The 21195-nt window shown below is 71.5% G+C and carries 18 protein-coding genes; 14 read left to right on the top strand and 4 right to left on the bottom strand.

Going from position 1 to position 21195, the window contains the following annotated elements; translation table 11 throughout:
• Positions 1-4 precede the first annotated feature (4 nt).
• Complete coding sequence (locus ACTZWW_RS01815; RefSeq protein WP_444779219.1) at positions 5-1024, top strand: peptidoglycan -binding protein; 1020 nt, start codon at positions 5-7, stop codon at positions 1022-1024.
• On the opposite strand, the gene ACTZWW_RS01810 is transcribed toward ACTZWW_RS01815, so the two are convergent.
• From ACTZWW_RS01810 to ACTZWW_RS01795, 4 genes are all read right to left on the bottom strand, one after another.
• Entirely contained in the window at positions 1011-2096 is a 1086-nt protein-coding gene (locus tag ACTZWW_RS01810; protein WP_444779218.1) for a glycosyltransferase family 4 protein, read from the bottom strand. The genes ACTZWW_RS01815 and ACTZWW_RS01810 overlap by 14 nt on opposite strands.
• Positions 2090-3838: a glycosyltransferase family 4 protein gene (locus ACTZWW_RS01805; protein ID WP_444779217.1), complete on the bottom strand. Its 1749-nt coding sequence runs from the start codon at positions 3836-3838 to the stop codon at positions 2090-2092. Before ACTZWW_RS01805 ends, ACTZWW_RS01810 begins: the two co-directional genes overlap by 7 nt.
• A 7-nt stretch (positions 3839-3845) precedes the next feature.
• Positions 3846-5834: a flavin monoamine oxidase family protein gene (locus tag ACTZWW_RS01800; RefSeq protein ID WP_444779216.1), complete on the bottom strand. Its 1989-nt coding sequence runs from the start codon at positions 5832-5834 to the stop codon at positions 3846-3848.
• A 239-nt stretch (positions 5835-6073) separates the two neighbouring features.
• Entirely contained in the window at positions 6074-6517 is a 444-nt protein-coding gene (locus ACTZWW_RS01795; RefSeq protein ID WP_444779215.1) for a MarR family winged helix-turn-helix transcriptional regulator, read from the bottom strand.
• A 122-nt stretch (positions 6518-6639) separates the two neighbouring features.
• On the opposite strand from ACTZWW_RS01795, the gene ACTZWW_RS01790 reads away from it, so the two are divergent.
• The 13 genes from ACTZWW_RS01790 (at position 6640) to ACTZWW_RS01730 (ending at position 21192) form a co-directional block, all read left to right on the top strand.
• Positions 6640-7758: a substrate-binding domain-containing protein gene (locus ACTZWW_RS01790; RefSeq protein WP_444779214.1), complete on the top strand. Its 1119-nt coding sequence runs from the start codon at positions 6640-6642 to the stop codon at positions 7756-7758.
• Between the two features lie 224 nt (positions 7759-7982).
• A complete protein-coding gene (locus ACTZWW_RS01785) occupies positions 7983-9584 on the top strand; it encodes a flotillin family protein (protein ID WP_444779213.1) in 1602 nt (533 codons plus the stop codon).
• 79 nt (positions 9585-9663) lie between these two features.
• The gene (locus tag ACTZWW_RS01780) at positions 9664-10893 is read left to right on the top strand and encodes an urea ABC transporter substrate-binding protein (protein ID WP_444779212.1); all 1230 of its coding nucleotides are present in this window, start codon (positions 9664-9666) and stop codon (positions 10891-10893) included.
• A 40-nt stretch (positions 10894-10933) separates the two neighbouring features.
• Positions 10934-11800: an ABC transporter permease subunit gene (locus tag ACTZWW_RS01775; protein ID WP_444779211.1), complete on the top strand. Its 867-nt coding sequence runs from the start codon at positions 10934-10936 to the stop codon at positions 11798-11800.
• Positions 11797-12837 carry a branched-chain amino acid ABC transporter permease gene (locus tag ACTZWW_RS01770; protein WP_444779210.1) on the top strand — a complete coding sequence of 347 codons (1041 nt, stop codon included), beginning with the start codon at positions 11797-11799 and terminating at the stop codon, positions 12835-12837. The genes ACTZWW_RS01775 and ACTZWW_RS01770 overlap by 4 nt, the downstream gene beginning before the upstream one ends.
• A complete protein-coding gene (locus tag ACTZWW_RS01765; RefSeq protein ID WP_444779209.1) occupies positions 12830-13543 on the top strand; it encodes an ABC transporter ATP-binding protein in 714 nt (237 codons plus the stop codon). The genes ACTZWW_RS01770 and ACTZWW_RS01765 overlap by 8 nt, the downstream gene beginning before the upstream one ends.
• A 2-nt stretch (positions 13544-13545) precedes the next feature.
• A complete protein-coding gene (locus tag ACTZWW_RS01760) occupies positions 13546-15894 on the top strand; it encodes an amidase (protein WP_444779208.1) in 2349 nt (782 codons plus the stop codon).
• 10 nt (positions 15895-15904) lie between these two features.
• The gene (locus tag ACTZWW_RS01755) at positions 15905-17683 is read left to right on the top strand and encodes an AMP-binding protein (RefSeq protein ID WP_444779207.1); all 1779 of its coding nucleotides are present in this window, start codon (positions 15905-15907) and stop codon (positions 17681-17683) included.
• A gap of 71 nt (positions 17684-17754) precedes the next feature.
• Positions 17755-18411: an HD domain-containing protein gene (locus ACTZWW_RS01750; RefSeq protein WP_444779206.1), complete on the top strand. Its 657-nt coding sequence runs from the start codon at positions 17755-17757 to the stop codon at positions 18409-18411.
• A complete protein-coding gene (locus tag ACTZWW_RS01745) occupies positions 18408-18827 on the top strand; it encodes a VOC family protein (RefSeq protein ID WP_444779205.1) in 420 nt (139 codons plus the stop codon). The genes ACTZWW_RS01750 and ACTZWW_RS01745 overlap by 4 nt, the downstream gene beginning before the upstream one ends.
• 16 nt (positions 18828-18843) lie before the next feature.
• Entirely contained in the window at positions 18844-19620 is a 777-nt protein-coding gene (locus ACTZWW_RS01740; protein ID WP_444779204.1) for a mechanosensitive ion channel domain-containing protein, read from the top strand.
• Between the two features lie 145 nt (positions 19621-19765).
• Positions 19766-20806, top strand: a complete 1041-nt coding sequence (locus ACTZWW_RS01735; RefSeq protein WP_444779203.1) for a TerC family protein — start codon at positions 19766-19768, stop codon at positions 20804-20806.
• Positions 20807-20868: 62 nt separating this feature from the next.
• Positions 20869-21192, top strand: coding sequence for a hypothetical protein (locus ACTZWW_RS01730; protein ID WP_444779202.1), 324 nt, complete (start codon positions 20869-20871; stop codon positions 21190-21192).
• The last annotated feature ends 3 nt before the right edge of the window (positions 21193-21195 follow it).

The following is a 21195-nucleotide window of genomic DNA, read 5'->3' as shown; positions in this document are numbered from 1 at the left end:
CGCCATGGCGCTCGCGACCCGCCGCACGAGACGCGAGCGCGGCCTGAACTACTGGCCGAGCTACGTCGACGCGCTCTCCACGCTGCTCCTCGTCATCGTCTTCCTCCTGTCGATCTTCGTGCTGGGCCAGTTCTTCCTCACCCAGGAGATCGCCGGGCGCGACACGGCGCTCGATCGGCTCAATCGCCAGATCGCCGAGCTGACGGACCTCCTCGCGCTCGAGCGCGCCCAGCGCCGGGAGAGCGAGGACGAGCTCGCCGCGCTGCAATCGACCCTCGTCGCCACCGAGGAGGAGCAGGCGCGTCTCCAGGCGCTGCTCACCGAGGGGCTCGGAGCCGGCGAGCGCGAGTCCGCGCTCGCCCGCGAGCTCGACGCCGAGCGGCAGGAGACCGACCGCGCCCTCGACCAGGTCGCCCTCCTCAACCAGCAGCTCGCCGCGCTGCGCCGCCAGATCGGCGCGCTCGAGGCGGCGCTCGAGGCCTCCGAGCGGCGCGACCGGGAGAGCCAGGCGCGCATCGCCGATCTGGGCTCTCGGCTCAACGTGGCGCTCGCCCAGCGCGTCCAGGAGCTGGCGCGCTTCCGCTCGGACTTCTTCGGCCGGCTGCGGCAGATCATCGGCACGCGGCCCGACATCCGCATCGTCGGCGACCGCTTCGTCTTCCAGTCCGAGGTGCTGTTCCCGCCGGGCCAGTCGGCCCTGCGCGCCGGGCCGCAGCCCGAGCTCGAGTCCATGGCACAGGCGATCCTCGAGCTCGCCGAGGAGATCCCGCCGGACATCGAGTGGGTGCTGCGGGTGGACGGCCACACCGACGTGCGCCCGATCAACACGGCGCAGTTCCCCTCGAACTGGTATCTCTCCGCCGCGCGCGCGATCGCGGTCGTGAACTACCTCGAGGAGGCCGGCGTGCCCTCCGAGCACCTGCTGGCGGCCGGCTTCGGCGAGTTCCAGCCGATCGCCGAGGGCGAGACGGAGGAGGACCTCGCGCGCAACCGGCGCATCGAGTTCAAGCTCACCGAGCGCTGAGTGCGCCGGGCCGGGCGAGCAGCTCCGCGATCGCCGCGCGCATCGTCGCGCCGACCGCCTCGGGCGAGAAGCGCGCCACGCTCTCGCGCCCGTGCCGGCGCAGCGCCTCGAAGGCGCGGGGGTCGTCGCGAAAGCGGCGGCGGACCTCGCGCAGCGTGTCGGCGAGGGCGCCGGTGTCGACCTCGGCCCAGGACGCGGGCGGCTCGTGGGGCGCGAAGCGGAAGCGCTCGCGGGTCTGCACGTCCGCGATCGGGACGCCCGTGAAGGGCACGGGCAGCGCGCAGCCGTCGTCCATGTAGTCCATGTTGCCGCCGTAGCCGGTGGCGACGACGATCGTTCCGGCGGCCATGGCGTCGCTCAGGCACAGGCCCCAGCCCTCGGCGCGGTGGGCGCTGACGCAGCAATCGCCGAGCCGATGCAGCGCCGCGATCTCGGCGTCGCGTGCCGGGCCGTGCCACGATACGACCCCGGGCACGGCGGCGAGGGCGGGCGGCAGCGGCGTCGGCGTCTTGACGACCAAGGCGGGCTCGCCGTCCGGGAACGCGGACGCGAAGGCGGCGATGGCGGCCTCGACGTTCTTTCGGGGCTCGAGCCGGGCGACGAGATAGAACACGAAGCGACCCGGCGCGAGGCCGAGACGGTGCGCCAGCGCCGCCGCCTCGTTCGCGCTCGCCTCGGGCGGCGCCACCACGTGCGGCACGATCCGCACAGGCCGCCCGGCCGACGCGAGGATGTCGCGGCAGAAGCGCGAGGCCGTCCAGATCTCGTCGACCATCCCCAGCCAGCGCAGCATCTGCGCGGGCAACCGGTCGGGCTCCCAGACGGCGTAGCCGACGACCGGCCGGCCGGCGATGCCGGGCAGCGCCCGCAGCCAGGTGGGATAGGACCACGGCTCGTCGTGCAGCACGACGACGTCCGCCGCCTCGGGCTCGGCGACGAGGCGCACCCCGGCGGCGGCGAGCGCGGCGCGCGCCTCCGCCCCGGCGCGGCGATGGCTGCGGTAGCGGCCGACGCGGTAGCAAACCGAGACGGGTCCCGCGTCAACCCGCGCCGCGCCCTCCCCGCTCACCATCCGAGGACTTCGTCCTGCGGCGGCCCGCCGACGGCGACGACGCCGTACTTCGCCAGCCAGGCGAGGCTGCGCAGCCCCGCCGCACGGCTCCCCTGCGGCAGCGTCTCGAGCAGCGCCTCGACGGTCGCCGCCGCGCCCTCCAGGTGCGCCACGAGACGGTCGAGCTGGAAGTCGTCGAGCAGGATCGGGCGGGCGAGCACCGCGATCGGCAGTCGGCGCAGCTGGGCCAGCGCGAAGCGCGGGTCGGGATCGGCGAGGCTCACCCGCGATTCGGGCGTCAGCGCGCGGGTGGGGTGGCCCGCGAACATGGCGAACAGGTCCGGGAAGTCCGGGTGCACCGTCGTGCGCTCCGGCTCGCGCCCACCCAGGACGGGCGCCTCGGCGCGCAGGGCGGCGAGCTCCGCCCAGAGATCCTCGTAGAGCCGCACGACGCGGCGCCAGTCGTAGACGTCCTCGGCCCGCCGCCGCCCGGCCGCGCCCATCGTGCGGCGCAGCTGCACGTCCCCCGCGAGCCGCGCGATGGCCCGGGCCGCGGCATCGACGTCGACCGCGATGCACTGGGCCGCGAAGGCGATGTGGGCGAAATGGTCGAAGCTCGCGCGCGCGTGCTCGTCCGCCATGTCGATCCCCGCCCCCGCCGGCGCCATCAGGGTGGGCACGCGAAAGCCCGTCTCGCCTTCGACGACGGTCTCGCGGTAGCCGTTCCAGTCCGCGACGACGCAGGGCAGCCCCGCCGCCATCGCCTCGACGGGGGTGAGGCCGAACGTCTCCTGGACGTTGTCGGGCAGCGAGACGAACAGGTCTGCGGCGGCCCAGCTCGCGTGGGCACGCGGCGTCTCGCGCCCGTCGAGCCAGTGAACGGGGACTGAGGGGCAGAACAGACGGCTCGCGGAGCGGAAGTTCCGCTCGGTTTCCTCGTCGGCGAACTGCCCCACCAGGACGAGGTGCAGGTCGGCCCCCTCTCCGGCACGGCGCGCCGCCAGCTCGATCGCGCGAAACAGCGGCACGGGATGCGCCTTCGAGCGGTGGTCGAGGCGTCCGAAGCCGAGAGCGACCACGGCGTCCTCGGCGATCCCGAGCTCGGCGCGAAGGCTCCGCCCCGCCGCCTCGCGCTCGGCCGTGCGGGCGAAGCGGTCGAGATGCACGCCGAGCGGGATCACGGGGAAGCGCACCGGCGTGTCCGGCACGCGAAAGCCGCGGGCGCCGAGATAGTCGCGCCAGCCGTCGAGGACGTGGCGGATCGCCTGCTGCGCGCAGGTCGAGGTGCAGATCAGGGCGTCCCAGGGCTGGGTCGGCGCGACGACGAGGTCGCGGATCGAGCGGATCACCCGCTCCGTCGCGACCGAGTGCGTGATCCCGCACAGGCTGTAGCGCCGCTCGCCGACGAAGCGGCGCATCCACGCCCCCTCCGAGATGATCGGGCCGGGCAGGAAGACGCTGCCGACTTCCTCCAGCGCCGCGGCGTCGAAGGGCCGGACCCAGCGGGCGCGCGCGGCGTCGGCATGCGTGGAGACGCGCCGCCGGAAGGCCTCGAAGACCTGCGGGTCCTCGGCGAGGCAGGACAGGTGCGCGGCGCCGCCATAGCGGGCGAGGGCGTCGAGGAAGCCGGCGCCGGCGGACTGGCGGCCGACGACGTTCGCCTTGTCGCCCTCGTAGGCCTCCGGCACGTAGAGGATGGCGCAACCGGCGGCGGGATCGCTCCCGACGCCGGGCTCGAGCGGGGCGGGCGAGGCGAGCGCCACGGCCGCCTCACTCCGCCGCGCGCGGCGCAGCGGCGCCCGACGTCTGCGGATAGGTCTCGCTGGGCTGGAACGTGGTGTCGTAGCCCGGGTAGTCGTTGAAGGTGAAGCCGTTGTTGAACGTGCCGCCCGAGTTGTAGACGAGGTGGATCACCGCATCGAGCGCGGTGCGCAGCGCCGGCTCCGTCCAGCCGCCCTCGACGCCGTAGGATTCGCCTGCGAAGTACAAGTTGGAGGCGTAGGAGTAGGTCTGGTTGTAGGCCAGGAGATCGTAGCACTGCTCCCAGGCGCGCTGGCGGTAGAGCTTGGCGCAGCCCCGATAGGTCGGCTGCAGCAGCCAGTGGATCACCGTCGGCGCCTGCCGCGTGTCGACCCACTTGAGGATGCTCTCGCCCAGCGTCGATTGCGTGATCCGGTCGAGCTCGGCCAGGACCTTCGCGCCGAGGATCGTGTCGTTCGTGTCCGCGAGGACCTTGAGCGCGTCGTCCTCCCACGTGTAGCTGGCGAGGATTGCCGCATCGTTGTTGTCGGTGCTCCACTGCACCGAATAAGCATCCTGGACGAAGGTGTCGGTGACGATCAGCTGCGGGATCTTCGAGCCCTCGTTCCAGTAGGCCTTGTAGAGGGGATAGAACACCTTCGCGCTGGCGATGAGGTGCTGCTGGTGGAGCGCCTCGGGCACCTGCCAGGGCAGCATCGTCGTGGTGTCGAAGCCCCGGAAGTCGATGGAGAGCTGCGTCGCCCAGATCGGGGAGGTGATCACCACGTAGTCGGCGACGAGCGCGGGCGTCGTGCGCGTGTCGACGTACACCGAGATCGTCCCGTCCGTGTTGCGCTCGAGCGCCGAGACCGACGTGTTGACGAAGAACGCCGCGGACATGTCGTTCCCGTCCCGCGCGGCCGAGTAGAGCGAGCGGGTGCTGCCGGGCGCGCGCAGGTAGAACAGCATCTCCACGAGCGACTGGATGCCGCGATAGAACGGGGCCTCGAGCGGCGTGCCGTTGGTGTCGAACGGGGTCGAGTTGTACATCGGCAGGGCATAGGCATTGTTCAGCCCGCTCACGGTCTGCAGGTCGGAGCTGTAGCCGAACATCACGCAGCGGATGAACCACATGGCGCTGATCGCGTAGAACGCGCCCCAGGAGCCGTCGCCGGAGCCGATCGTGTAGAACAGATCCGATTCGTAGGGCGTCATGCCGAAGCCGCCGAACCAGCCGTCGCCGGCGTATTGCGACGGCGTGATCGCGTCGGTGAAGACGAGGTCCGAGAAGGACATCTTGTCGTAGTTGTTGGCGATCTGCTGCCAGAGCGTGTCCCACGCCGGCCCGTCCTGCGCGTAGACCGGCGCGACGATCGCGGTGAACAGGTCGATGAGCGCATCGACCTTGCGCGCGACCTCCTGCAGGTCCGGGTTGTCGGGCTGGCCGCCGTCCGGCCAGTCGATCATCGTCGGCTGGTCGTAGACGTCGTTGGGCCCGAGCCCGTTGTTCATGTAGATGCCGGTGCCGCCCCTGGTCTGCCCGGGATTGGGGAAGTCCGAGAGGTTGGCGAAGGTCGGGTTCGGGTTGCCGGACCAGCGCTGGTCCTGGTTGAGGAAGTAGGCGAGCAGGCAGTTCGTCGAGCTGCCCGGCGGCTCGCCGCCCTTGACGTCGTTGAAGAACGGCATGCGCATGGCGCCGAGCTCGTAGGCGGTGGTGCCGTAGGTCTTGCGCTCGGTGTAGAGGCGCCCGCCGAGCCGGTTCGTCGCCTCGAAGATGCGCACCTGGTAGCCCGAGCGCCACAGCTCGCGTGCGACCGTCATGCCGGCGGCGCCGGCGCCGACCACCGCCACGGACTTGGCCGACGGGGCGCGGGCGACCGGCTGGCCCGAGGCCCAGGAATCGTTGAGCAGCTTGAAGTAGTTGAAGCGCATGTCCGGCGGGTTTGGGAAGTCCGGCAGCCAGGGATTGGCGGATGCGTTCCGCACGTAGGGGACCGACCTCTCGAAGCCCTGTCGCATGGCGAAGCCTCCTCGTTCACGCCGCGCGCCCGGCCTCGGAGCCGGGCGAATTTGCTTGATTTGGAAAATAATACCGAGAATGGCCAAGCTGTCAAACGGGAAGTTGCGTTGCCACCGAATGGTGAGCGCGATCTCTCGCGCGCGGATCGTCGCTCACGCGTCGTCGCGCGTGCTGGCGGGGACGGCCCCGGGCGGAGGCGGGACGAAGCGGGAGGAGGCCGCGCGATTCGCCGCCGCGCTCACGGCTCCTGCAGGACGCGCGGGCCTTCCGCGAGATCTTCCAGCAGCGCCTTGAGCGCCGCGGTCTTGGAGGCGCCGAACAGCCGCTCGACGTGCCGGTCGTGCTCGGCGACGAGGCGGCGCAGCCGCGCCTGCATCGCCGCGCCGCGGGCGGTCGCGTGGAGCAGCACCCGGCGCTGGTCCTGCGGATCGGCGACGCGATGCACGAGGCCGCTCGCGACCATCCTGTCCGCGAGCTTCGTCAGCGCGGGGTGGTTCATCAGAACCTCCTCCGCCAGCTCGCCCATGGCGCGGCCCTGACGATCGGCCAGGACCTCGAGCACCCGCCACTGCTCGACGCTCGCGCCCTCCTTCTGCAGGCGGGCCTCGAGATCCGCGTGCAGCTGCCGGTGCGCACGCGCCAGGTGGTAGCTCAGATGGCTGCGGATCGAGGGGCTGCTCAACGGGACGTGTCTCTTCGGTGCTGCTCGGCCGCGCGCCGGCGGCCAATCGCGATTTGCTTCCGCGCCCGTCCTATTCTATTTTACCCGGAAAATGAAGTGCCCATCGCGACAGGGGGTTCGGCGTGCCGGAAGGCATCCTTCTGAGGGGCTCGCGTACGCACGGGCTCGCCCGACCGACGATCGACCACGAGGCGCTCCGGCTCGGCGGGGAGCGGACCTGTCGCGTCGCCGTCCTCGTGCCCATGAACGGCTCCGCCGGAATCTGGGGTCCTTCCTGCATCTCCTGCACGCAGCTCGCGGCCGCCGAGATCAACCGGCGCGGCGGGATACGCGGCCTGCCGGTGGAGACGATCTTCCTCGATTCCGACGTGGCCGCGACGGACTCGCTCGAGGCCGAACTCGAAGAGCTGATCGGCGCGGAAGCGATCTGCGGCATCGTCGGCATGAGCGTCAGCTCCGTGCGCCGGCGCCTCAACCACCTCGTGGCCGGGCGCGTGCCGCACGTCTACACCCCGCTCTTCGAGGGCAACGAGCGCACGCCCAACGTCTTCACCATCGGCGAGACGCCGCGCGACCAGCTGGTCCCGGCGATCCGCCACCTGACGGAGCGGCTGCGGGTGCGCCGCTGGGCGCTCGTCGGCAACGACTACGTCTGGCCCCGCGCGTCGAACGCGCTCGCCAAGCGCTGCATCGCGCAGGCCGGCGGCACCGTGACCTTCGAGGGCTACGTGCCCTTCGGGCTGGAGGAGCCCGGCTGGCTCGTCGAGCGGATCGTCGCGACGAAGCCCGACATCGTGCTCATGTCCCTCGTCGGGCAGGATTCGGTCGAGTTCAACCGCGCCTTCGGCGCGCACGACCTGCACCGGCGCATGTTCCGCTTCTCCACCGCCGTCGAGGAGAACGTGCTGATGGCGACGGGGGCCGAGCACACCGAGCGCCTCTTCGTCTCCGCCGCCTACTTCGCCGGGCTCGAGACCGAGCGCAACCAGTCCTTCCGCGAGCGCTACCACTCACTCCACCACGACGTCGCCCCGGCGCTGAATTCGCTCGGGCAATCGATGTACGAGGGGCTGAGCTTCTTCGCCGCGCTCGCGAACATGCGCCAGCGCGGCCCGCGCACGCCGGTGCGCTACGAGAGCGCCCGGGGCGGGGTGTTCCACTCCAACGAGCGCAAGGAGAACCCCACCTACCTCGCCCGCGCCGACGGCCTGCGCTTTTCGGTCGTCGCCCGGTTGACCTGAGCGGCGAGGAGTGGCGGGGCGGAGATCCCGCAAGTCGACCGCGGGACCCCGCCCCTGATCCGCTGCGCGGATCGTCCCCGCCCCAATGGGGCGGGTGGCCTCATTCTTTGAATTGGAAAATTATTGCTTGAAACGGAAAATAGCCTGGGTTACCACGTTCGGACGCTTTCCGCCTGGGAGGGGCCCGTCCGACGTGGGCCGTCCCGAACGTCCGGGAGATCCGCGTGGGCTGGTTCCTCGCTCTCGTCGTCGCCCTCGTCGTCGCGGCGCTCGCCGTGCTCGTGCTCGGCCGCTGGTACGTGAAGTCCTCGCGCGACGTCGCCCTGGTGCGCACCGGCGCCGGCGGACGGCGGGTGGTGATCGACGGCGGCGCGCTGGCGCTGCCGATCCTCCACCGCGTCGATCGCGTCAGCATGCGCTCGACCCGCCTGACGGTGGAGCGGACCGGTGCGCGGGCGCTGATCTCGGGGGATCGCCTGCGCGTCGACCTCGCCATGGAGTTCCACGTCCGCGTCGACCCCACGCCCGACGGCATCGCCACCGCGGCGCAGTCGCTGGGCGCCAAGGCCTTCCGGGACGACGAGCTGCAGCTGCTGGTCGAGGGCAAGCTGATCGACGCCGTTCAGGCGGAGGTCGCGCGGCGCACGCTCGACGCGCTGCACGAGGACCGCGCCGGGCTCTCCGCCGCCGTGTCCGAGCGCCTCGGCACGGTGCTCGGCCGTTCCGGCCTCCTCGTCGAATCGGTCTCGCTGGTGCGCCTCGACCAGACGCCGTTCTCGGCGCTCGACGACGGCAACGCCTTCGACGCGGTCGGCATGCGCCGCCTCGCCGAGGTCGTCGCCGAGAACCGGCGGGCCCGCATCGAGGTCGAGGCCCAGACCGACATCGCCATCCGCCGGCGCCAGCTCGAGCAGGCCAAGGAGCGCCTCGCCATCGAGCGCGAGCAGGAGGAGGCCGAGATCGCCAAGCGTGTCGAGCTCGAGCGCCAGCGCATGCGCGCCGAGACGGACATCACCGCCGGGCGCCTGCAGGCGGGACGCATCGAGGAGGAAGCGAAGATCGAGGCCGACCGGGAGGTCAAGCAGGCCGAGATCGAGCGCGACCTGCATCTGCGCAAGCGCGAATCGGAAGCGCTCGCCGAGCTCGAGATCCACAAGCTCGACAACGCCATCGCGGTCGCCGGCAAGAAGGGCGTCGAGACCGCCGAGCAGGCCAAGGCAGAGGCGGCCCGCGCCGCCGTGGTCGAGGCGCAGGAGGCCGTGCAGACCGCGCGCGACCTCGCCGTCGCGGAGCGTACCCGCCGCCTCGCCGCGCTCCAGGCGCTGCGCGAGGCCGAGATCGACGACACGAAGGTGAAGGCCCAGGTCGCCTCGATGCTGTCGCTCGCCAAGGCGGACGCGGAGGCGACAGCGGTCAAGGGCGCCGCCGAGCGCGACCGGCTCGTCGCCGAGGCCGCCGGCCGCAAGGCGCAGATCGAGGCGGAGAACCTGCAGAGCGAGCCGCTGCTGCGCGCGCGCCTCGACACCCACAAGCTCGACCGCCTCCCCGAGATCATGGCGCAGATGATGAAGCCGGTGGAGAAGATCGAGTCGATCCGCATCAATCAGATCGCGGGCCTGGGCCAGGGCGGCGGCCACGGGGACGGCGGCGCGGCCTCGCCGTTCAGCCAGGCGCTCGACTCGATCCTCGGCATGTCGGTGCAGCTGCCGCTGATGAAGAAGATCGGCGACGAGATCGGCCTCGACTTCGACGCCCAGCTCGCCGGCCGCACGGCCGACGCCGCCGGCCGCGCCGCCGCCGCCTCGCGGACGGGCAAGAGCGGCTGAGGACCGAGAGCGGCTGAGGACCGAGAGCGGCCGAGAACGAAAAGCGGATGAACCTGGCTCGATGGGACGGGAGGACGTGATGGCCCTGAACAAGCGCGACTTTCTCAAAGGGAGTTCGGCCCTGGCGCTCGGCGCGCTCGCGAGCCCGGCGCTCGTCGGCCGCGCCGCCGCGGCCGACCCGATCAGGCTCGGCTCGGTGCTCGACGTCTCGGGCATCTTCGACGGCTACGGCAGGCCCATGGACATGGCGCTGCGGCTCGCGGTCGCCGAGATCAACGAGAGCGGCGGCCTGCTCGACCGTCCCGTCGAGATCACGGGCTACGACACGCAGTCCGACATCGCGCTCTACACGCAGTACGCCCAGCAGCTCGCGCGGCGCGACCGCGTCGACGTCGTGCACGGCGGCATCCTGTCCGCCTCGCGCGAGGCGATCCGGCCGATCCTGCGCCGCGCCGAGATCCCCTACTTCTACAACGTGCTCTACGAGGGCGGCGTCTGCGACCGCAACGTCGTCGTCACCGGCGTGACGCCGGCCCAGCAGGTCGCCGTGCTCGTGCCCGCCGCGATCGAGCGCTGGGGCAGGCGGATCTACATCCTCGCGGCCGACTACAATTACGGTCAGAACACCGCGCGCTGGATGCGCAAGTTCGCCGAGGAGGCGGGCGGCGAGGTGGTCGAGACGGACTTCTTCCCCCTCGACGTGTCCGACTTCGGCTCGACCATCGCCAAGATCCAGACCGCGGCGCCGGACATCGTGCTCTCGGCGCTGGTCGGCGGGGCGCATCTGTCCTTCTACCGGCAGTGGGCGGCGGCGGGGATGAAGGACCGTATCCCGATGGCCTCGACGACGCTGGGCGTCGGCAACGAGCACCGCATCCTCGGGCCGGAGGCCGACGGCATCCTCGTCGCTTACAACTACGCGCCGGAGATCGACTCGCCGACGAATCGCGCCTTCCTAGGAGCGTGGGCCGAGGCCTACGGCGACACGGGCCTCGTCAACGAGCTCGCGGTCTCGAATTACCAGGGCGTCAAGCTCTGGGCAGAGGCGGTCCGCCGCGCCGGCACCGTCGCGCGCATGCCGCTGATCGAGGCGATCGAGAGCGGCATGTCGATCGAGGGCCCGGGCGGCACCGTGGTGATCGACCCGAAGACGCACCACGCCGTCCTCGACGTCCACCTGATGGAGTTCCGCGACGGCGGCGCGGTGATCCTCGAGACGTTCGAGCAGCGCCCGCCGATCGACACGCAGTCCGTGTGCGACCTCGAAGCGAACCCCGACGACGTCACGCAGTACGAGATCGAGATCTAGAACCGTCCGCTTCTGCGCGGCGTCGTGGGGAGAGGTGACCTTGGATCTGGCGGGCGTGATCGCGATCGAGGTGGTGTATTCGGTGGCTTCGCTGATCCTGATCAGCGCCGGGCTCGCGGTGATCTTCGGCATGATGCGGGTGATCAACCTCGCTCACGGCGAGTTCATGATGATCGGCGGCTACGCCACCATCGTCTCCACCAACGCGGGGGTGAACGTCTGGGTCGCGATGCTCGTCGTCGCGCCCCTGACGGTCGGGCTCGTCGGGCTCGTGATCGAGCGGCTCGTGATCCGCGTCCTCTACGGGCGGCTCGTCGACACGATGCTGGCGACCTGGGGCTTGAGCCTCGTCCTCGTCGGGCTCGCCACGATGATCTTCGGCAACACGACCGCGGGCATCTCACCGCCGATCTCCGGCTTCGCGCTGGGCGCCTACCAGGTCAACGGCTACAACCTCTTCGTCGTGGTCGTCACCGTGGTGCTGCTCGCATCGATGTGGGCGGTGCTGCGGCTCACGCGCCTCGGCCTCGTCGCGCGCGGCACGATGCAGCGCGCCGACATGGCGGCGGCACTGGGCTACGATCCCGATCGCGTCTACATGGCGACCTTCTTCGCCGGCTCGGCGCTCACGGGGCTCGCGGGCGGCGTGCTCGCCCCGCTCGTCGGCCTCGTGCCGACGACGGGGGCGGGCTACGTCGCCGAGGCCTTCATCACCGTGATCACCGGCGGCGCCTCGCTCATCGTCGGCATCGTGTCGAGCGCGACGATCCTCGGCGTCGTCTCCCAGGCCTTCACCTTCGCCACGCGCCCCGTCGTCGGCGAGGTCGCGCTCCTCGTGACCGCCCTCGTCCTGCTGCGGCTCCTGCCGCAGGGCATCACCGGACGCTTCTTCCGGAGGGCGACGTGAGCGCACGCCCGCAGTTGCGCGGCACGCTCGTCGCGCTGGCGGCCGGCGCGGCCATCCTCGCGCTGGCCCCGCTCGTCGCTGAGACCTACACGCTCTCGGTTCTGGTGATCTACGCCATCCTGGCGCTCAGCCTCGGGCTGATCTGGGGTTTCGGCGGCATCCTCTGCTTCGGCCAGGCGGCCTTCTACGGGCTGGGCGCCTACACCTATGCGGTGGCCGCCATCAACATCGGCGAGAGCACGCTGCCGGTGCTGCTGGGCATCGCCGTGCCCTTCGCCTTCGCCTTCGTGCTCGGCGCCGTGATGTTCTACGGCCGGCTCTCGGACGTCTATCTCGGCGTGGTGACGTTGGTGGTGACGCTGATCCTCTTCCGCTTCATGAACGCGACGGCGGGGCCGGCCTTCGCCATCGGGGAGGCGCGGCTCGGCGGATTCAACGGCATTCCCGGCTTCCCGATCCTCAACGTGCCGGGAGAGCCGCGCTGGGAGATCTACGACGGCGCCTTCTACGCCGTCTGCGCGGGCGCGCTGCTCCTCGTGTACGGCCTCGTGCGCTGGCTGCTCGCGAGCCCCTTCGGCCGCGTCGCCGTGGCGATCCGCGAGAACGAGGGGCGGGCCGAGCTGATGGGCTACGACGCGCGCCTGCGCAAGACGGTGCTGTTCGCCGTCGGCGGCGGGATCGCGGGGCTCGCCGGCGTGCTCTACGCCTGCTGGGCGGAGATCGTCACGCCCGGCCTGTTCTCGCTCGCGCAATCGGCGGAGATCATCGTCTGGTGCATCGTCGGCGGGCTCGGCACGCTGGTGGGGCCGATCATCGGCGCCGTGGTGCTGGGCTATGCCAAGTTCCTGCTCGGCCAGCAATCGGTCATCGACAACACGCTGATCCTCGGCGCCATCCTGGTCCTCTCCGTCCTGCTGATGCCGCGCGGCATCGCCGGCGTCCTCGCCGACGCCTGGGCGCGCGCGCCGCGACGCGCCCGCCGGGCGCGGGGACGTCCGGGCGCGGCGCGCCGGCTGCGGAGCCCCGACCGTGCCTAGCGTTCTCGAGACCCGCGGGCTGACGTTGTGCTGGGGCGGCGTGGCCGCCGTCGTCGGCGTCGACTTCAAGCTCGGCCGGCGCGAGTTGCGCTGCCTGATCGGGCCCAACGGCGCCGGCAAGAGCACATTCTTCAAGTGCCTCACCGGCCAGATCAAGCCCACCGCCGGCGAGGTGCGCATCGGCGAGGAGGAGACGACGGGCTGGGACCCGCACGCCGTCGCGCGGCTCGGCGTCGGCATCAAGACCCAGGTGCCGAGCGTGATGGACGGGCTCGACGTGCGCGAGAACGTCTGGCTCTCCGCCTACCGCAGCCGCGGCCGGGAGGCGGCGCGTGCGGCCGTCGACGCGGCGCTCGAGCGCCTCGCGCTCGGCGACATCGCGCGCACGCCGGTCGGCCGGCTCTCCCACGGCGAGCGCCAGCGCGTCGAGCTCGCCATCGTCGTCGCCGCCGCGCCGACGCTCATCCTGCTCGACGAGCCGGCGGCGGGCCTCACCTCGGACGAGGTCGGGCGGCTCGCCGAGATCATCGTCGCGCTGAACCGGGAGGCGGCGATCGTCATCGTCGAGCACGACATGCAGTTCATCCGCGCCATCGCGAGCGGCGTCACCGTCTTCTCGCAGGGGCGCATCCTGGTGGAGGGGCCGGTGGAGGCCGTGATGCAGGACGCGCGCGTGCGCGACGTCTACCTCGGGCGCAAGGGCTGACGATGGACGATCCCAACGCGCTCGCCGTCACGTCGCTCGCCGCCGGCTATGGCCGCATCCCGGTGCTGCACGGGATCGACCTCACGGTCGGCCACGGCGAGATCGTCGGCATCCTCGGCCACAACGGCATGGGCAAGTCGACGCTCCTCAAGACGATCATGGGCTACCTGCCGGCGCGGGCGGGGACGATCGTGCTCGACGGCGAGCCGATCGAGCGGCTGCGCCCGCACGACCGCGCGCAGCGCGGGCTCGGCTACATCCCTCAGGGGCGCGGGATCTTCCCGCAGCTCACCGTGCGCGACAACCTGCGGCTCGCCTTCCACGCCGACGGCGAGCGCACGGAGGAAGGGGCACTGGAGGCGGCGCTCGCCCTGTTCCCGCGCCTCGCGCGGCTCCTCGACCGGATGGGCGGCGCGCTCTCGGGCGGCGAGCAGCAGCTGCTGGCGCTCGCGCGCGGGCTCGTCGCCGAGCCGTGGCTGCTGCTCCTCGACGAGCCGACGGAGGGCATCCAGCCGAGCATCATCGAGGAGATCGAGGAGACGCTCGGCCGGCTGCGGACGGAGCGCGGGCTCACGATCCTGCTGATCGAGCAGAACTTCGAGTTCATCACCACGCTCTCGGACCGGGTGCTGATCCTGGAGCGCGGCCGCATCACCGCCGAGCTCGACGCCGCCGCCCTCCAGGACCCCGCCCGCATCGAGGCGTTCCTCGGCTTCGGCGGCCCGCGGCGCACCCGGGCCGGCGCGCCCGCGGATCTCGCCCGCGCCGGCGGCGCCCGCTCCCACCAGGCACCGCCGGCAATCGCGCCGGCCCTCGCACGGCCCTCGGAGGCCTTCATGACCGTCAGACGCCCGACCTTGGAGCAGATGCGCGACCTCGTCGCCGGCCTGCACATGTCCATGAGCGACCGCGAGCTCATGGACTACCTCGCGATCATGGAGGGCACGTTCAAGGCCTACGACGAGATCGACCGGCTCCCCGACCATCTGCCGAAGGTCAAGTATCCCCGCACCCCGGGCTACCGCCCCACCGGGGCGGAAAACCCGCTCAACGCCTGGTACTACAAGAGCGAGGTACGCGGCGCCGCGACCGGGCCGCTCGAGGGGCGCCGCGTCGTGCTCAAGGACAACGTCTGCCTCGCCGGCGTGCCGATGATGAACGGCGCCTCGACGCTCGAGGGCTACACGCCCGACATCGACGCGACCGTCGTCACCCGCATCCTCGACGCGGGCGGCACCATCGTCGGCAAGGCGCATTGCGAGTACTTCTGCCTCTCGGCGGGAAGCCACACCAACGCGACGGGGCCGGTGCACAACCCCTACCGGATCGGCCACATGGCCGGCGGCTCCTCCTCGGGATCGGGCGCGCTCGTCGGGGCGGGCGAGGTCGAGATGGCGATCGGCGGCGATCAGGGCGGCTCGATCCGCATCCCCGCCGCGTATTGCGGCTGCTACGGCATGAAGCCGACGCACGGCCTCGTGCCCTATACCGGCATCATGCCGATCGAGCCGACGATCGACCACGCCGGGCCGATGACGGCGACCGTGCGCGACAACGCGCTGCTGCTCGAGGTCATCGCCGGCGCCGACGGGCTCGACCCGCGCCAGGCCGCGCCGCGGGTCGACCGCTACACCCAGGCCGTGCGCCAGGGCGTCTCGGGCCTGCGCATCGGCATCGTCGAGGAGGGGTTCGGCCACGCCAATTCCGACCCGGAGGTGGACGCGACGGTGCGCCGCGCCGCCGAGCGCTTCCGCGCGCTCGGCGCCATGGTGGAGGACGTGCGCGTGCCCGCGCATCGCCTGGGCCCGGCGATCTGGACGCCGATCGCGCTGGAGGGGCTCGTCGACATCATGATGCACGGCAACGGCTTCGCCACAGGCTGGAAGGGGCTCTACACGACGAGCCTGCTCGACTACCATGCCAACTGGCGCAGCCGCGCCGACGAGCTCTCCAAGACCCTCAAGATCTCGATGTTCGTGGGGCAATGGATGCTCGAGCGCTATCGCGGGCACTTCTACGCCAAGGCGCAGAACCTCAGCCGCAAGCTGCGGGCGGACTACGACGAGGCGCTCTCGCGCTGGGACCTCCTCGTGATGCCGACGGTGCCGATCACCGCCCGGCCCATCCCGGCGCCGGACGATCCGCTCGCGGTCGTCACCCAGCGGGCCTTCGAGGCGATCGCCAACACCGCCCCCTTCGACGCCAGCGGGCATCCGGCGATGAGCGTGCCGTGCGGGCTCGTCCAGGGGCTGCCGGTGGGCATGATGCTCGTCGGGCGCCATTTCGAGGAGAGCACGATCTACCGCGCGGCCGGAGCCTTCGAGGCGCTCGGCGACTGGCGCGCGATGTGAGGAGGCACCGATGTCATCCTTGAGCATATCGATGGCCAGCGCGCTGGGCGCATCGCTGCGCGGCGCGCCGCGGGAGACGGCGGGAGCCGTGATCGCCCCCGTCGACGGGCGCGCCTACGTCTCGGGAGACCGCTCGGTGCCGCTGCGCCGCGCGACGATCCCGCAGGTCCTCGCCGAGACGATCGCCCGCCACGGGTCGCGCGAGGCCGCCGTGTTCCGCGAGCACGGGACGCGCCTCACCTGGTCCGCATTCGGCGAAGCGGTGGACCGGCTGGCGAGCGGGCTCCTCGCGCTCGGCCTCGAGCGCGGCGACCGCCTGGCGATCTGGTCGCCCAACCGCCCGGAATGGCTGATCACGCAGTTCGCGACCGCCCGGATCGGCGTCGTGCTCGTGACGATCAACCCGGCCTACCGCGTCGCCGAGCTGGAATACGCGCTGGAGACGGCGGGCTGCAAGGCGCTGATCACGGCGTCGCGGTTCAAGTCGTCGGACTACCTGGCGATGATCCGCTCGCTCGTGCCGGAGCTCGAGACCTGCCCGCCAGGCGCGCTGCGCGCGGGACGCCTGCCGCAGCTGCGCGTCGTCATCCGGATGGGCGGGTCGGAACCGGGAGAGGCGCGCACGCCCGGCATGCTCGGCTTCGAGGAGGCCTGCGCGCTGGGCGGGCCCGGCCACCGCCTGCGTCTCGACGCGCTCAGCCGCGACCTCGACCCGGACGAGCCGATCAACATCCAGTTCACCAGCGGCACCACCGGGTCGCCCAAGGGCGCGACGCTCACACACTACAACATCGTCAACAACGCCGGCTTCACCGCCCGGACCATGCGGCTCGACGAGACCGACCGGCTGTGCATCCCGGTACCGCTCTACCATTGCTTCGGCATGGTGCTCGGCACGCTCGCCTGCGCGAGCGTCGGCGCGTCGATGGTCTTCCCCTCCGAGGCGTTCGAGCCGCTGGCCACCCTGCGCGCGCTCTCCGAGGAGCGCTGCACGGCCTGCTACGGCGTGCCGACCATGTTCGTCGCCATGCTGGACCACCCGGAATTCGCGCGCTTCGACTACCGCAGCCTGCGCACCGGCATGATGGCCGGCGCGCCCTGCCCCATCGAGGTGATGCGCCGCGTCGTGCGCGACCTCAACATGCCGCAGGTGACGATCGGCTACGGCATGACCGAGACGAGCCCGATCTCCTTTCAGTCGAGCGTCGACGACGGGCTCGAGGAGCGCGTCTCGACGGTGGGGCGCGTCCACCCCCACGTCGAGGTCAAGATCGTCGACGCCGAGGGCCGCACGGTGGGCGTCGGCGAGCGCGGCGAGCTGTGCACGCGCGGCTACTCGGTGATGCGCGGCTACTGGAACGACGAGGCGCGCACGCGCGAGGCGATCGACCCGGGCGGCTGGATGCACACCGGCGACCTCGCCACGATCGACGCGCGCGGCTATTGCGAGATCGTCGGCCGTGTGAAGGACATGGTCATCCGCGGGGGCGAGAACATCTATCCCCGCGAGGTGGAGGAATTCCTCTACCGCCATCCGAAGGTCGCGCAGGTGCAGGTCTTCGGCGTGGCGGACGCGCGATACGGCGAGGAGCTCGCCGCCTGGATCGTGCTCCAGCCGGGCCAGGCCGCGACCGAGGAGGAGATCCGCGCCTTCTGCGCGGGCCAGATCGCCCACTACAAGATCCCCCGCCACATCCGCTTCGTGGACGCCCTGCCGATGACCGTCACCGGCAAGCCGCAGAAGTTCGTCATGCGCGAGGCGATGGAGGCCGAGCTGGGGCGGGGGTGAGCGGGCGCGCTCCCGGGGCTGGATCGGCGGGCGCGAAGGCCATAGGCTCGCGGCACGCCGATGGAGAATCCATGGACGCCGCCCCCGCCACGCCGACCGACCGCGACCTCGCCGCCATCCTCGACTTCCTCGCCCTCGCCGAGCGGCTGAAGACGGAGCTGCGCCATTCCTGGCTCTCCGACGGCCGCCGGGAGAGCGTCGCCGAGCACACCTGGATGATGGCGCTGATGGCGCTCTCCCTCGGATCGCGGCTCGAGCATCCGGTGGACGTCGCGCGCGCCCTGGAGCTCGTCGTCGTCCACGACATCGCCGAGACCGAGGTCGGCGACATCCCCTCCTTCGAGAAGAGCGCGCGCAAGGACGCGAAGATGCAGGCCGAGGCCGCCGCGATGGAGCGGATCTGCGCGCGGCTGCCCGCGGATCTCGGCGCGCGGATCGGGGCCGCCTGGCGCGAGTTCGAGGACGGGGCGACGCCGGAGGCGCTCTTCGCCCGCGCACTCGACCACCTCGAGGTGCAGTTTCAGCACAACCTCGCGGACATCGAGACCTGGGAGCCCGTCGAGCTCGGCCTCGTCTGGACGAAGATGGACGGCCCCTGCGCCCACGACGCGACGCTCCGCGCCGTCGCCGCCGCGATTCGCGCGCGCGCCGAGGCGAAGCTCGCCGCCGCGGGGCACGACGTCGCCGCGTTGCGGGCGGAGCACGCGAAACCGGGAGCCCGGCCGTGAGCGGTGACGCAACGGCCCGCCCGCGCGCACGCATCGCGCACGTCGCCTTCTGGACCGCGGATCTCGATCGCCTCGCCGCCTTCTGGGCAGACGTGCTCGGCGCCGAGGTCGGCCCGCCCTACGAGAGCGCGCGGCGCCCCGGCTTCCGCTCGCGCTTCCTGCGGCTCGGCGGCGACGTCACGGTCGAGCTGATGAGCGCACCCTGGATCGACTCGGCCCGGCCGCCGGCGGACGCGGAGCGCATCGGCCTCGCCCACATCGCCGTCTCGCTCGGCTCGACCGAGGCCGTCGACGCCCTCGCGGAGCGCCTCGCTCGGGAGGATCGCCTCCTCGCGCCACCGCGCCGGACCGGCGACGGGTTCTACGAGGCGATTATCGCCGATCCTGACGGCAACGCGATCGAGATCACCGCCTGAGGGAGGCGCAGCGTCCATGCCCCCAGGGCTCGTCCAGCTCCTCTCCCTCGACGTCGTCGCCTCGGCGCTGCTCCTCGCGGGCCTCCTCGTCGCGCGCGTGCTCGCGATCCGCTTCGTGCGGACGCGGGAGGGGATGCCCGATCACGTGCGGCGGCGCTCGATCTCGGCGGTGAAGAACGGGACGCTGATTCTGCTCCTCGTCGGGCTCGCGCTGATCTGGGCGCCGCAGCTGCGCACATTCGCCCTTTCGCTCACCGCCGTCGCGGTGGCGCTCGCGGTGGCGACGAAGGAGCTGATCGCGTGCCTCTCCGGCGCGCTGCTGCGTGCCTCGAGCCGGCCCTTCTCGGTGGGGGACTGGGTCGAGATCGGCGAGATCCGCGGCGAGGTGGTCGACCACGACATGCTGGCGACGCGCATCGACGCCTTCGCCGCGGGCTCGGGCGCATTCCAGCGCACGGGCGAGGTGGTGACCGTGCCGAACAGCGTCTTCCTGTCGACGCCGATCCGGCGGCTCTCCGCCCTGCGCGCGCGGATCGTCGCCACGACGTCCGTGGTCGTCGATCCGCCCGATCTCGCGCCGGGCGCTCTGCGCGCCGCCGTGGACGCCGCGCTCGTCGAGGCGCGCGCCGACGGAGCGCTGTGGGAGGGTGAGCCCGGCGTCCGGTTCTCGACGACCGACCTCGGGCGGCTGAGGGTCGATGTCACGCTGACGGCGCCGACGGACGGTGCGGAGGCGGCCGGCAGCGCGGTGACCCTCGCGGTGCTCGCGGCGCTGCGGCCGCGCCCCGCGTGACGCACCCGCATTTCCCTTGTGGGAAATGGGGTTTCGTGAGAGAAGAGCGTGCAACCAGGATCCGGGCCCCTCTGGCGGGACCGTGCCGACCATCCCGCGATGTCGGATCCTCGCATCGGCTCGTCGGCGCCGGTCACCCCCGCATATGGAGCTCACGTTCCTGGCTGCCGAGCTTCTCGGCAAGCCCGCTTGGCTTTGGCTCGCCTTCATCGGCGTCGTCGGCCTCGTCCTAGCCTTCGATCTCGGCGTTCTCCACCGGAAGGCCCACGAGATCGAGCTGCGCGAGAGCATCCTCCTCTCGCTGTTCTACATCGGCCTCGGCCTCTCGTACGGCGGCTTCGTCTGGTGGTATCTCGGCCCCGATTCGGGCATGCAGTACCTGACGGGCTACGCCGTCGAGAAGAGCCTCTCGATGGACAACGTCTTCGTCATCGGCGTCATCCTGGCTTATTTCGGCATCCCGCGCGCCTACCAGCACAGGATCCTGTTCTGGGGCATCCTGGGCGTGATCGTGCTGCGCGGCATCATGATCGGGCTCGGCGCCGGTCTCGTCGCCCAGTTCCACTGGATCCTCTACCTCTTCGCCGCCTTCCTGATCTTCACCGGCATCAAGATGCTGATGTCGGCGGGCGGCGACGAACACCACGACGTCGAGAATAACGCCGTCCTGAAGTTCATGCGCCAGCGCTTCCACGTCACGGACCGCGTGGACCAGGACCGGTTCTGGCTCAAGCTGCCGGCCGCGAAGACGGGCCGCCTCGCCTGGCACGCGACGCCGCTCTTCCTGGCGCTGGTCTGCGTCGAGCTCGCGGACGTGATCTTCGCGGTGGATTCGATCCCCGCGATCTTCACGATCACCACGGACCCGTTCATCGTCTTCACCTCCAACATCTTCGCGATCCTGGGGCTTCGGGCGATGTTCTTCATGCTCTCGGCGCTGGTGCACAGGTTCGAGTACCTCAAGTATGCGCTCTCGGCCGTGCTGGTGTTCATCGGCTCGAAGATCTTCGTCGCCGACCTGATGGGCTGGGAGAAGTTCCCTCCGCCGGTCTCGCTCGGCGTGACCTTCGGGCTCCTCGCCGCGGGTTTCCTGTTCAGCCTGTGGAAGACGCGCACCGTGCCCGAGCCCCTGCCGGTTCCGGTGCCCGTCGCCGTCGAGGTCCCGCCCGCCGAGCGCATCGGCTGACGCCTCCGAGCCCCCGCGGCCCTGCCGCGGGGGCTCTCCCGTTTCCATCGAGGGCCCCGGACGTGCCCGCGCTCCCGCTCTTCGCCCATTGGCTCGACGTCGCCACGAGCCCCATCGTGCTGATCGCCCCCCTCGTCCTGGCGCTGGCGAGCGGCCGGCGCCTGGTCGTGCGGCTCGGAACCGCGCTCGTCGCGCTGGCGCTGTCCGCGCTCTCGGCACTCGGCGCGCCGCTCGGCGAGGCGCTCGTGCTCCTGGTGCTCGGAGCGCTGGCGGGCCTCGTGGTCGCCGAGGTCTGGCTCGCCCTCGCCCTGCCGGTCCTCGTCGGGATCTGGCGGGGGCTGCGGCGGCTCGTCGGACGCGGGCGCGAGCCGGGGCCGCGCGCCTGAGCG

The organism is Salinarimonas sp. NSM, assembly GCF_052380005.1.
Taxonomy (GTDB): domain Bacteria; phylum Pseudomonadota; class Alphaproteobacteria; order Rhizobiales; family Beijerinckiaceae; genus Salinarimonas.
Note: the sequence above shows the minus strand (reverse complement) of the source record. Positions and strands in the feature narration are given on the sequence as shown.

What these genes read in the sequence shown, in the direction of transcription:
- ACTZWW_RS01815 (WP_444779219.1), top strand. Translation starts at nt 5, where the DNA reads ATGGCGCTCGCGACCCGCCGCACGAGACGCGAGCGCGGCCTGAACTAC.
- ACTZWW_RS01810 (WP_444779218.1), bottom strand. Translation starts at nt 2,096, where the DNA reads ATGGTGAGCGGGGAGGGCGCGGCGCGGGTTGACGCGGGACCCGTCTCG.
- ACTZWW_RS01800 (WP_444779216.1), bottom strand. Translation starts at nt 5,834, where the DNA reads ATGCGACAGGGCTTCGAGAGGTCGGTCCCCTACGTGCGGAACGCATCC.
- ACTZWW_RS01780 (WP_444779212.1), top strand. Translation starts at nt 9,664, where the DNA reads ATGGCCCTGAACAAGCGCGACTTTCTCAAAGGGAGTTCGGCCCTGGCG.
- ACTZWW_RS01760 (WP_444779208.1), top strand. Translation starts at nt 13,546, where the DNA reads ATGGACGATCCCAACGCGCTCGCCGTCACGTCGCTCGCCGCCGGCTAT.
- ACTZWW_RS01755 (WP_444779207.1), top strand. Translation starts at nt 15,905, where the DNA reads ATGTCATCCTTGAGCATATCGATGGCCAGCGCGCTGGGCGCATCGCTG.
- ACTZWW_RS01750 (WP_444779206.1), top strand. Translation starts at nt 17,755, where the DNA reads ATGGACGCCGCCCCCGCCACGCCGACCGACCGCGACCTCGCCGCCATC.
- ACTZWW_RS01740 (WP_444779204.1), top strand. Translation starts at nt 18,844, where the DNA reads ATGCCCCCAGGGCTCGTCCAGCTCCTCTCCCTCGACGTCGTCGCCTCG.
- ACTZWW_RS01735 (WP_444779203.1), top strand. Translation starts at nt 19,766, where the DNA reads ATGGAGCTCACGTTCCTGGCTGCCGAGCTTCTCGGCAAGCCCGCTTGG.